Origin of the sequence: Microbulbifer agarilyticus S89 (genome assembly GCF_000220505.1) — a bacterium.
Lineage (GTDB): Bacteria > Pseudomonadota > Gammaproteobacteria > Pseudomonadales > Cellvibrionaceae > Microbulbifer > Microbulbifer agarilyticus_B.
On sequence record NZ_AFPJ01000023.1, the window covers coordinates 52248 to 63380 of the forward strand.

Sequence of the window (11133 nt, forward strand, 5' to 3'; positions counted from 1 at the left end):
GAAGACGGCAAGCTCTCCGCATTGGCACCGTAGTCCGAGTACTTCAAAGCCAAACAGGCGTCAATTTAAGCCTTTGGTGAGATTGAGTTTAACGTGGACGAGATTCAGTTTGTACCGCAGACCTACACCGAGATGACAGGGGATGATGTGGCGTTGCTTGAGATGTTTTTGAATATGCTTGAGGATGTGGAGGATGTTCAGGCGGTTTATTAAAACATGGAGAACGTGTAGCGCCCCGAATGAGTCTTTCTATAGGGTGCTGGTCCAAATTCCGGAACTTGGGCCAGCACTTTCGGAGCTCAGTGGCCAAACAGAGTTGACCACTACACTGTCGTGACTTTGCGGATCAAACGGTTGACGGCACCTCGTAAACCACGAATCGCGGCTTTCATTCGCGCTGAAGGATAGCGCCTCTCGAGATCGCTGACTTTTAACTCAAGTTTGGCAAGCACTTTTTCTTTTCCATCCAGGCTTCTCTTAAGCTCTCGGTTTTCCACCTCGAGGCACTCATACCTCGATTGAGAAGAGTCAGCATCACAGCGCCCAGATAATGGTCCCTCATCAAAATAGTGGCTGATAATCGGCTTCACTTTACTTAGCCAAATAATGCCCGGCTCTCGAAACCTAGAGCGGTCGTAGTCCAGAAGATGGCTAGGTAAGCCTGTGAGCTCGGCAAATGTCTGCTGATATTTTTCATCAAATCTATCCCTAAACTCAAACGGTGGAGGGCCTTCGATATACTTAGAATGCTCAGCAGACAGGCCCATTTTTTCCAGGAGTTCTTGAAAACTTGGCACCGCATTCCGAACCCTCGCGCTACTGGTACTGTTGATGATTCGGTATATTTCAATGTCTGGAGCGCTAAGGCCCACATTTTTTCGGTCTGCTGATTCAACCACCAGAAGGCATTCAAGCCCCATTGTCTCAATGATTTTTTGAGTAACACTTTGTGAGTAGTTCAGAAACTCAACCTTGATACCTTTTTCAAGAAAAGGCTTAAAAAGCTTGTTGTAATCAAAAAATGCAAATCGTTTTGTTAAGTATTCGTGAAACTCCGTGGACCACCCCCAACGCCTTACAAATTCCCGGTAATGACTGACTGCATAGTCAAAAACATTACGCACAACAAAAATCACTGAGATTTCTTCAGTGGAGTAAGGTTGAAGATGACTGATAAGATCGAAAAGCTTAACTGCGGCTCCTGGCCTTGACCAAGCTTCGCTTGAAAGAATCAGCTTTTCCGGCCTGTGAACTTCGATTTCACTTTTGAGGTCAGAAAGCAATTTTTGATAGGAAGCTTTACCATGTTCATAGACAAATCTACTATGCCGATAACCAATAGATTCACCATTTTTTGATATCCCCGCTAACGGAAATAACACCCTATTTTCTAATAGTTTTTCTCTTTGTTTGTACAGGGAATCCTGGAGTGCTGAGCTACCTGTTTTGAATGTCCCTGCATGGATAAAAATCTTCACCGCAACTTCCTCACTTCAAGCTGAGTTTATTTTTTGTATTGTTTTACAGAAAGCTACATTAGCACGCTGAAAAAATAAGCAGTAGACACATTGCGCCGACCGGTCAACTGACTATCAATTCCCTGGCCGCCGAGGAACACTAAACTTAATACTTTGCCTACGGAGCTGCAGGCGCTCAATGGTGGTGACCTACTAAGCCCAGACACAAATTTAGGCACATTTGTATCTAACTCATCAAGCGGCTCACTAAGCTCAGCCGAGGGGGGGGGGGGACTCAGAATCTTGCAACCGCCCAAGCTGCTGCATGCCCCTAATTTTTCGACCAAGGGCCGCCATGGTCCGACATTGAAAACTGCATTTAATACCCAGTGAAGTGTCGCACTTTCAGGGCCTAAAAACGAAGACACCCCCAAGGTTTCCCTTGGGGGTGTCTGAAAACGCTCCTGATACAGCCTGTAAGGCTCTCTCAGAGCGTCTACTTTAAGATGGTGCCCAGGGCGGGACTTGAACCCGCACGAGCATAGCTCACTACCCCCTCAAGATAGCGTGTCTACCAATTCCACCACCTGGGCAAAAACTTTACAGTTTTTGATTTCGCCTTGCGGCTTACTGAGGCTGTTCCTCAGTGTCTGCTTCCGGCAGTTCAGCCTGCGGGGCTTCTTCTGCGGAGGGCAGTTCGTCGGCCGGAGCAGCTTCCTGAACTTCAGGGATGTCGCTCTCGATGACCGCCGGAACGTCGTCCTGCTGTTCGCGGGACTCAACTGCTGCAGGTACCTGCGGCAGACCGTCGATGTCCGGTGCTTTGTTGACGCTGGCGAGGTAGGCCAGGCCAAAGCTGGTGACGAAGAATACCGTCGCCATAATTGCAGTCAAGCGGGAAAAGAAATTTCCGCTGCCCTGGCTGCCGAATACAGTTTGCGAAGCGCCGGCACCGAAAGATGCACCCGCTTCTGCACCCTTGCCCTGCTGCAGCAAAATCAGCGCGATAATGCTCAGCGCGGTGAGGATGTGTACGATTAAAACCAGTTTTTCCATTGTCCAGAAAACCTGCTGTCGGGCATTTGCCCTTGCTCAAAATTTCTTTGCTGCGCTCAATCGGCGGCGCGGCAAATCTGAATAAATTCTTCGGCCTTTAATGAGGCCCCGCCTACCAAGGCACCGTCAATGTCGGGCTTAGCAAACAGCTCTGCGGCGTTACCGGATTTTACGCTACCGCCGTAGAGAATCTGTACCTGCTCTCCGGCTTCACCCAGCTGTTCGCGGATAAAGCGATGCACTTCCTGCGCCTGTTCCGGGGTCGCCGTTTTACCGGTGCCAATCGCCCACACAGGCTCATAGGCGATGACTGCATTTTGCCAGGTATCTGGCAGGCCAAGGTCAACCACGGCTTGAATCTGTGCGGCAACCACTTCCAGGGCCTTGCCAGATTCACGCTCTTCCAGCGACTCCCCCACACACAGCATGGGGACGATGTCTGAAGCCTTGGCCGCGGCGAACTTCTCCGCAACCAATGCGCTGGTTTCACCGTACAGGCTTCTGCGCTCTGAATGACCGACGATGACGTAATCGGCACCGATGTCTTTCAGCATCTCAGCGGAGACTTCGCCGGTGAATGCACCAGAAGCTTGTTCGCTGAGGTTCTGCGCCCCAAGGGCGAGACCGCTGGCGATCTGTCCGACCAAGCCCAGATAGGGGTATGGTGGGCAAATCACTACCTGCGCGGAGCATTTGCCGGACTCAAGTCCGCTGTTCAGCTCGGCCAACAGTTGCTCGGCAAACGTCTTGCTGCCGTGCAATTTCCAGTTGGCGGCAACCAGTGTTTTACGCATGGGTGCTCCTCCAAGGGGCGCAAATCTTAGCGGTATTGCCGGTAACATACAACCAGCGTTTTCGGATATTTATTGATTTTTCAATGGCTTCCGACACTTTGGACGCACTTGCCCCACGGCCAAGGCGCCGGACCGCTTTCAGGCGTTGCCCACGCGCTCCACCACCTGGGCGATGTCCGCCGCTAATTGTTCAACGAGCGGCCCGTCCTTACCCTCAACCATTACCCGGATCAATGGCTCGGTGCCAGATGGGCGCAACAGCACGCGGCCGCTATCCGCCAGGGTGGACTCAGCCTGGACCACGGCAGCCTGCACGTCAGCATGCTCCAGTACACCGTCGCGGCTGGCGAGGCGCACATTGATCATATGCTGGGGCAACATGTCCATTTTCTCGCTCAGCTGGTCGAGAGACTCGCCGAAGTCACTGACCGCACGCAATACCTGCAGTGCGGAAATAATGCCGTCACCGGTGGTAGTCACATCGGTGCAGACAATGTGTCCGGAGGACTCGCCGCCCAGGGTCCAGCCATTCTGGTACATCATCTCCAGTACGTAGCGGTCGCCGACCTTGGCACGCGCGAAGGGTATGGCACGCTCTTTCAGGGCCAGTTCGAAGCCGTAGTTACTCATTTGCGTACCCACCACACCACTGCAGCCACCTAGGAACTGCTGGCGATGAATGGCGATCAGGAACAGCAACTGGTCGCCATCGATCAGCTTGCCATTCTTATCCACAAACATCACCCGGTCGCCATCGCCATCAAAGGCGATACCCAGGTCCGCACCGCGCTCTACCACCGCCTGTTGCAGCTTCTCCGGCTTGGTGGAACCGCAATCCAGGTTGATATTCAGGCCGTCCGGCTGCACACCGATTGCGTGCACTTCCGCGCCCAACTCACTAAAGACCTTGGGTGCAATGTGGTAGGTGGCACCGTTGGAGCAATCGAGAACAATACTCAGGCCCTGCAGAGAGTAGCGCCAGGGGGTACTCGCCTTGCAGAACTCGATATAGCGGCCCACGGCATCATCAATCCGCCAGGCCTTCCCCAGGTCCGCGGCGGTCTCCATGGGCAAATCCAGCGCCGCTTCGATTTCCGCTTCAACCTCATCAGGCAGCTTGCTGCCGTCGCCGCTGAAGAACTTGATGCCATTATCTTGATACGGGTTGTGCGAGGCACTGATCACGATGCCGGCCTGGGCATGAAAGGTACGCGTGAGATAGGCAATCGCCGGGGTGGGCATGGGGCCAAGCAGGCCGACGTCGACGCCGGCATTGATCAGGCCCGCTTCCAGCGCGGCCTCAAACATATAGCCCGACACGCGGGTGTCTTTGCCGATCAGGATGCGGCTGCGCCCTTTCCCTGCACGGTTTGCACCCAGCACCTTGCCGGCGGCGTAGCCAAGACGCAGCATGAAATCCGGAGTGATGGGGCCCTTACCGACCTGGCCGCGGATACCGTCTGTGCCAAAGTACTTTCTTGTCATCTGATCACTCGCTTTTCATTCACCGCCCTACTCAAGGGCAATCCACTAATTGTTGTAATTTCAGCACATCTGTCGTGGCTGCAACGTCATGCACGCGAATAATTGCGGCACCGCGCTGGGCGGCCAGCATGGCCAGCGCCAGACTGCCGGCAAGGCGCTCATCAACCTCGCGACCCAGCAACCGCCCGATCATGGATTTGCGCGACATCCCCACCAGTAGGGGCACCCCTTTGGGCGCCACTTCTGGCAATTGGCGCAACAGCGCGAGATTGTGCTCGTCGTTCTTGCCGAAACCAAAGCCCGGGTCAAACATAACCTTGTCCTGCGGGATACCAGCGTCGACACAGGCCTGCAGGCGCGCATCGAGGTAAGCGCGCACTTCGGCCACCACATCTGCGTACTCGGGCTTGTCCTGCATGGTGCCGGGCTGCCCCTGCATATGCATCAGGCACACCGGCAAGCCGGTCGCAGCAGCGGCCTCCAGCGCCCCGGGCCGAGTCAGTGCGCGTACATCGTTGATGATACCGGCGCCGGCCGCGGCGGCATTGTGCATCACCGAGGCGGTGCTGGTATCGACAGAGATCACAACATCCAGACGTGCCGCAATGGCTTCCACGACCGGCACCACACGCGCCAGTTCTTCCTGCTCGGATACCGGTGCCGCACCCGGGCGGGTCGACTCGCCACCAATATCGAGTATCGAGGCGCCATCCTGCACCATTTGCTCGGCACGCTTTAGCACCAGATCGAGGTTCAAACCGCCATCGCCGTAATAGCTGCCGCCATCGGAAAAGGAATCTGGCGTAGTGTTGAGGATGCCCATCACCCGGGGACGGGACAGGTCCAGCGTGCGCTGGCCGCAGAGTAACTTCATACAATTCTTATCGCCTGACGCAACACCAGCCACGCCGCCTGCGAAGACCGCCGCGCGCCATCTGGTATCACTAGATAAACAAAACGGGCCTGCTAGTGATTAGCAGGCCCGCTTCGCGGTCGATACTGGAAGCGTACCGACAGAGTCCGCCTCTAACTCAGTGACCGTTAACCGGGCCACCTACGGAGCTGTCACCATCCTCGGACTTGCTCTCTGGCTCGACGTCGTCGGAGGAGTCTCCGCCGGTGTAATCGTTGTCGTGCCAATCTCTGGGCGGGCGCACCTTGCGGCGTGCCATCAGGTCATCCACCTGTTCCGCATCCAGGGTCTCGTATTCCATCAGCGCATCTTTCATCGCCTCCAGGATATCGCGATTCTCTTCCAGCAGTTTCTGCGCACGGTCGTAGCAAGTGTCGATAATTCGGCGCACTTCCTCATCGATTTCGTTCGAGGTCTTGCCGGATACCGGGTTGCCCTGGCCGGGCTGACCGCTCTCGTCTTCGCCGTAGTGCAGTGGGCCGAGCTTTTCCGACAGGCCCCACTTGGTGACCATGTTGCGGGCAATATCGGTAGCGCGTTCGATATCGTTGGAGGCACCGGTGGTTACACCATCCACCCCCAGGGTCATCTCTTCAGCAATACGGCCGCCGAACAGGGAGCACAGCTGTGATTCCAGTGCACGCTTGGACAGGCTGTATTTGTCTTCTTCCGGCAGGAACTGGGTAACACCCAGGGCGCGGCCGCGCGGAATGATAGTGACCTTGTGCACCGGGTCGTGCTCCGGCACCAGGCGACCAATAATGGCATGGCCCGCTTCGTGGTACGCCGTATTGGTCTTCTCCTTCTCGTTCATCACCATGGACTTACGCTCGGCACCCATCATGATCTTGTCACGGGCACGCTCGAACTCGTCCATGGTCACCATGCGGCGGTTGGCGCGGGCGGCAAACAGCGCAGCCTCGTTGACCAGGTTGGCTAGATCCGCACCGGAGAAGCCAGGGGTACCACGGGCAATGGTTTGCGGGTCCACCTTCTCGTCCAGGGGCACCTTGCGCATATGCACTTTCAGGATCTGCTCGCGACCGCGGATGTCCGGCAGGCCAACAAATACCTGGCGGTCGAAGCGGCCGGGGCGCAGCAGCGCGGAGTCGAGTACGTCCGGGCGGTTGGTGGCGGCGATCACGATCACGCCCTCGTTGCCCTCGAAGCCATCCATCTCTACCAGCAGCTGGTTCAGGGTCTGTTCGCGCTCGTCGTGGCCTCCGCCTACGCCGGCACCACGGTGACGACCGACGGCGTCGATCTCATCGATAAAGATGATGCAGGGAGCCTGCTTCTTGGCCTGTTCGAACATGTCGCGCACACGGGAGGCACCCACACCGACAAACATCTCGACAAAGTCGGAGCCGGATATCGAGAAGAACGGCACCTTGGCCTCCCCGGCAATGGCCTTGGCCAGCAGGGTTTTACCGGTACCGGGAGGGCCCGCCATAAGTACGCCACGAGGGATGGCGCCGCCGAGGCGCTGGAATTTGGACGGATCGCGCAGGAACTCCACCAGCTCCTGCACGTCTTCTTTCGCTTCATCCACACCCGCCACATCGGCGAAGGTGGTTTTAATCTGGTCTTCGCCTAACAGGCGCGCCTTGCTCTTGCCGAACGCCATGGGGCCCGAGCGACCGCCGGCACCGCCCTGCATCTGGCGCATAAAGAACATAAACACAGCGATAATGATCAGGATCGGGAAGCTGGCCACCAGTAACTGCTGCCAGATGCTGGCGCTTTCTGGCTCGCGACCGTTGAACTCGACGCCGCCACGCACCATCTCATTGGTGAGTTCGTCGTCGATAATTTGTGGCTGAATGGTCTTGAAGCGGCTGCCATCGGCCTTTTCACCAGTAATAACGAGACCATCGACCAGCACATTTTTGATTTGGCCGGATTGCACATCCTGGACAAAGTCGGAGTAGCTGAGGGATTCATCCCTGGATTGCGGCTTGAAGTTCTGGAAGACCATCAGCAGCACCGCGGCAATGATCAACCACAACACCAAATTCTTCGCCATATCGTTCAAAGGGTATGCCCTCTTGCCTGTGCCTTGGATTGCGCCTTGGCAACTTTTTCCATTCCTTCCAATCCACCCAGTATAGGTGGCGAAACTCATAAACCTGTCGCCCCGGTCATGGGGACTTTATCAAATCTCGGCGATGAAAGCCTCGCGACTCAATCCTGCACCGCCCTTCTCACCCCTTCTTACCCTTTAAAGCCGCGTGCTACCACATAGACTTCACGGGAACGGGGGCGGGATGCACCGGGCTTGCGGGTCACGACCGTTTGATACTGACTGCGCAAATCGCGAATCAGTTCATCGAACCCTTCCCCCTGAAAGACTTTTGCCACGAAGGCGCCGCCTGACTTCAGGGTCTGACGCGCCATATCCACCGCCAGCTCCACCAGATACATGGATGCAGGCTGATCGACGGCGCGCACTCCACTCATATTGGGGGCCATATCGGAAATCACAAGGTCGGCGCGCTCTTCTCCGAGCTTTTCCAGCAGCTCCTCAAACACCGCCTCCTCGGTAAAGTCACCCTGCACGAAGTCGACGCCCGCCAGCGCGTCCATGGGCAGGATATCCGATGCCAGCACGCGCCCCTTATGACCAACAAGTTCTGCAGCTACCTGAGACCAGCCTCCGGGAGCGGCACCCAGGTCAACCACGGTCATACCCGGCTTGATCAGGCGGTCCTTCTCCTGCAACTCCTGCAGTTTGTAGGAAGCACGGGAACGGTATCCCTCTTTCTGGGACTGTTTGACGTAGTGGTCGTTAAAATGTTCACGCAGCCAACGGTGGCTGCTCTTTGATCGGCCCATCAGTTACAATACATCGCTAATTTATGGGGTTGTCCACGCGGGTTGCCCTCACGTCGACTACCCAAGTATGGGTTTAAGGATGGAGTATTGTATGCCTTTAACCGCTGACCGCAAAAAAGCGCTGCGCGCCCGTGGCCACAGCCTCAAGCCAATCGTGACCGTTGCTGACAAAGGTCTGACCGAAGGCGTTCTGGAAGAGTTGAATCGCGCGCTGGAAGACCACGAGCTGATCAAGGTAAAACTGGCGGTCAATGACCGCGATGTACGCCGCGAACTGATTGGCGAACTGTGCGCGCAGAGCAAGTCCGAGCTGGTACAGGAAATCGGTAAAATCGCGCTGATCTTCCGCAAGGCGGAAAAGCCCAATGCGCGGCTTTCCAATTTACTGCGCCCCTGATCTGCTATTTGCCAGATACACCCGCCCCCAATCGGCATTTCACGATCGGGGGCTCTCACCGCAACCAGGGTTTAACCGCTCGGTGTCTGACTCTTCTCAGAAACACACGATGCTTTCGATAGATACCAGCGCTGGCTATCGGCTTCACGGACCAGCCAGCACCCCTGTGTGTTTTTGATCAAACGAAAAATCCTGGGCACCCCCAAGTCTCGCCCGTTGAGAGGCCTGCCCGAGTCATCGGCAAGCAGGCCCTGCTCGAGGGCCAGCAGACTATTCTCATGAAACACATCGTCGGCGATTGTGACGGGGGCACCATTGTTCGCGTCCACTAAAACCTGTTGCAACTCTTGGATCACCTCGGGAGTAACCTCGATCAACAGTGCTGGCTGATCCGAGCCCGCCGCTGTCATCGACCCACAAGCGGTGTATACGACAGGTAAGCAACAAGCGATCAGTGCTTTGAGTCTTTTCCCAATCAACCTTTTCCCAATCAACCTCTTCCCCATGACCTTTACCTCACATAGATCCGGCTTTGACGCCAAACAGGTTTGGGCACAATACCTTCCAGCAAAAGCTGGTCGGCCGGGGCTGAACGCGCGACGCCCATGGTTGTGGCGGGGGCATCGCAGGAACCCGTATTAATATAATTTAGCGCCGCCGCAAAACGTGCCTCACCTATATCACCGAGAGGTTTACTCCAATCGTCAGCCACCTGGCAGCCTGTCACCTCCACACCAGCGTCACCAGAACCCACCGGAGTAAAGCCATCGGCGTACTCGCCAAAACCTTTGTCATTTACCCCCTGAAACTGAATACTGAAATAGGTGGTGCCGCAGTTATCGGTCGGATAAAAACCAAATGGCTTGCCACAGGTTGTCGCACCAATTTGTACCACTTCCACATCGATGCCACGCAGGCCGTTGATAATCGCCTCACTGGCAGAACAGGTATTGGGGCCTGTCAAAACAAATACGCGGTTTAGATCCAGAGTCGGCAAGGGTTGTCCAGGTGCCGCAGAGAAGCCCAGCGTTTCATCGTAAAATGGATTGGGCAACAAGGGGTCTCCAGTCACTGGATTGGTTTCTGGGTGCTTGTCATTAAACTGGAGCAATTCGAAAATTCTGCCCGCCGTCGCAGTTTCACCCGCTATCATGTATGACAGCTGGCTGGCAATCGCCAGATAACCGCCACCGTTGTAGCGAAGGTCCAACACCAGCTCATCAATGTTTTGCGCGCTCAGCTCCCTCACACCATTGACCAATGCCAATTCCGCCGTAGCGATGTGGTCATTAAACAGCATGTAGCCGACCTTACGCCCCATGGCCCCGTCCACCACCTTGACGCTTTGTACCGGGTCCGAGACCACCGTGCCGGCCGTCAGGGTCATACCCTTCAGTTGTCCATCGGGGTATTCAAACAAGAAGGTGTGTTGCTCGCCCTCTGCAGAGGGGAACAAGCCCGCATTCAACGCATCTACTCCCTCTTGAGAGGTCACATCGATACTGTAACCGTCAATTTCCCGAATGCGCGCCCCGCGAGGCGGCAGGTCGACAGCACCCTCCCTGGCCGTATAGGCAACCAGTGCCTCGCGCGGTGGCAAGGCACTCAACAAAGCCCACTCGAGACCGTAGCCCACCGATACACCAGACTGGGACTGCGCAATCCACTCATCCGTGGGCACCAGAAAATGGAACTGATCCTTGGGCGTACCGGACATGGTTAATTCGTTCGTTTTCAGGGTGTCGAAATAGTCCTCGGTGGTGAAGCCTTCTGGATCCCGGTCTTCAATTTCGTCATACCAGAGATACAGGTCGTTACTCCAACTGCGCATCCACATGTTTTCATCCAGTGTGGTGCCTTTTACATCTGCGTAGGCCTCCCCAGTTGCGGGATCGACCCCTGTCCGCGGCATGTCACATCGGTTGGCAAACGTTTCCGCGGGAAGAAATACTCCCTGCTGCCAACCGGTATCCGCATCACCAGCTGGGTCTGGGGTGAGATTCTGGGAGCTTGACGATGATCCCCCACCGCCACCACCACAGGCCACAAGGGAAGCGGCCCCTAACACACACAGTGATTTCCCCAGAGCGCGCAGACAACGAACCGGAAGTGCTGAAGGACGATAAACGGACATGGTGGCTCCGTGCGTTTTGATGATTCTTATAATTGGTACGTCCACTAGGTTATCCCAGCTCA

11 protein-coding genes and 1 tRNA gene are annotated in these 11133 nt (G+C 55.9%); 2 read left to right on the forward strand and 10 right to left on the reverse strand.

Annotated features, from left to right (window positions below; all coding sequences use genetic code 11):
* Nucleotides 1-93 precede the first annotated feature (93 nt).
* Nucleotides 94-213 carry a YebC/PmpR family DNA-binding transcriptional regulator gene (locus AS89_RS19080; protein ID WP_010131657.1) on the forward strand — a complete coding sequence of 40 codons (120 nt, stop codon included), beginning with the start codon at nt 94-96 and terminating at the stop codon, nt 211-213.
* Nucleotides 214-323: 110 nt separating this feature from the next.
* On the opposite strand, the gene AS89_RS0106515 is transcribed toward AS89_RS19080, so the two are convergent.
* From AS89_RS0106515 to rlmE, 8 genes are all read right to left on the reverse strand, one after another.
* Nucleotides 324-1478 (reverse strand): hypothetical protein, encoded by a 1155-nt coding sequence (locus tag AS89_RS0106515; RefSeq protein ID WP_010131658.1) that lies wholly within the window; start codon nt 1476-1478, stop codon nt 324-326.
* Nucleotides 1479-1964: 486 nt separating this feature from the next.
* A tRNA-Leu gene (locus AS89_RS0106520) sits at nt 1965-2050 on the reverse strand.
* A gap of 34 nt (nt 2051-2084) precedes the next feature.
* Nucleotides 2085-2513, reverse strand: coding sequence for a preprotein translocase subunit SecG (secG, locus tag AS89_RS0106525; protein WP_010131659.1), 429 nt, complete (start codon nt 2511-2513; stop codon nt 2085-2087).
* A gap of 56 nt (nt 2514-2569) precedes the next feature.
* Complete coding sequence (tpiA, locus tag AS89_RS0106530) at nt 2570-3307, reverse strand: triose-phosphate isomerase (RefSeq protein ID WP_010131661.1); 738 nt, start codon at nt 3305-3307, stop codon at nt 2570-2572.
* 138 nt (nt 3308-3445) lie between these two features.
* The gene (glmM, locus tag AS89_RS0106535; RefSeq protein ID WP_010131662.1) at nt 3446-4792 is read right to left on the reverse strand and encodes a phosphoglucosamine mutase; all 1347 of its coding nucleotides are present in this window, start codon (nt 4790-4792) and stop codon (nt 3446-3448) included.
* Between the two features lie 31 nt (nt 4793-4823).
* Nucleotides 4824-5666, reverse strand: a complete 843-nt coding sequence (folP, locus tag AS89_RS0106540) for a dihydropteroate synthase (protein ID WP_010131663.1) — start codon at nt 5664-5666, stop codon at nt 4824-4826.
* A 157-nt stretch (nt 5667-5823) separates the two neighbouring features.
* Entirely contained in the window at nt 5824-7731 is a 1908-nt protein-coding gene (gene ftsH / locus AS89_RS0106545) for an ATP-dependent zinc metalloprotease FtsH (RefSeq protein ID WP_010131664.1), read from the reverse strand.
* Nucleotides 7732-7919: 188 nt separating this feature from the next.
* On the reverse strand, nt 7920-8540 hold the full coding sequence (gene rlmE / locus AS89_RS0106550; protein ID WP_010131665.1) for a 23S rRNA (uridine(2552)-2'-O)-methyltransferase RlmE: 621 nt from the start codon (nt 8538-8540) through the stop codon (nt 7920-7922).
* Nucleotides 8541-8631: 91 nt separating this feature from the next.
* Here rlmE and AS89_RS0106555 point away from each other — a divergent pair, with 91 nt between their 5' ends.
* A complete protein-coding gene (locus AS89_RS0106555) occupies nt 8632-8937 on the forward strand; it encodes a YhbY family RNA-binding protein (protein ID WP_010131666.1) in 306 nt (101 codons plus the stop codon).
* 71 nt (nt 8938-9008) lie between these two features.
* Here AS89_RS0106555 and AS89_RS18155 read toward each other — a convergent pair whose 3' ends face one another.
* Both AS89_RS18155 and AS89_RS0106565 read right to left on the reverse strand, forming a co-directional pair.
* Complete coding sequence (locus AS89_RS18155) at nt 9009-9443, reverse strand: hypothetical protein (protein WP_010131667.1); 435 nt, start codon at nt 9441-9443, stop codon at nt 9009-9011.
* A gap of 5 nt (nt 9444-9448) precedes the next feature.
* Nucleotides 9449-11005, reverse strand: coding sequence for a S41 family peptidase (locus tag AS89_RS0106565; protein WP_202798386.1), 1557 nt, complete (start codon nt 11003-11005; stop codon nt 9449-9451).
* Nucleotides 11006-11133 lie beyond the last annotated feature (128 nt).

Bases quoted from the DNA above. Each gene is read 5' to 3' on its own strand.
- ftsH (WP_010131664.1), bottom strand. From the start codon at position 7,731: ATGGCGAAGAATTTGGTGTTGTGGTTGATCATTGCCGCGGTGCTGCTG.
- tpiA (WP_010131661.1), bottom strand. From the start codon at position 3,307: ATGCGTAAAACACTGGTTGCCGCCAACTGGAAATTGCACGGCAGCAAG.
- AS89_RS18155 (WP_010131667.1), bottom strand. From the start codon at position 9,443: ATGGGGAAGAGGTTGATTGGGAAAAGGTTGATTGGGAAAAGACTCAAA.
- rlmE (WP_010131665.1), bottom strand. From the start codon at position 8,540: ATGGGCCGATCAAAGAGCAGCCACCGTTGGCTGCGTGAACATTTTAAC.
- secG (WP_010131659.1), bottom strand. From the start codon at position 2,513: ATGGAAAAACTGGTTTTAATCGTACACATCCTCACCGCGCTGAGCATT.
- AS89_RS0106555 (WP_010131666.1), top strand. From the start codon at position 8,632: ATGCCTTTAACCGCTGACCGCAAAAAAGCGCTGCGCGCCCGTGGCCAC.
- folP (WP_010131663.1), bottom strand. From the start codon at position 5,666: ATGAAGTTACTCTGCGGCCAGCGCACGCTGGACCTGTCCCGTCCCCGG.
- glmM (WP_010131662.1), bottom strand. From the start codon at position 4,792: ATGACAAGAAAGTACTTTGGCACAGACGGTATCCGCGGCCAGGTCGGT.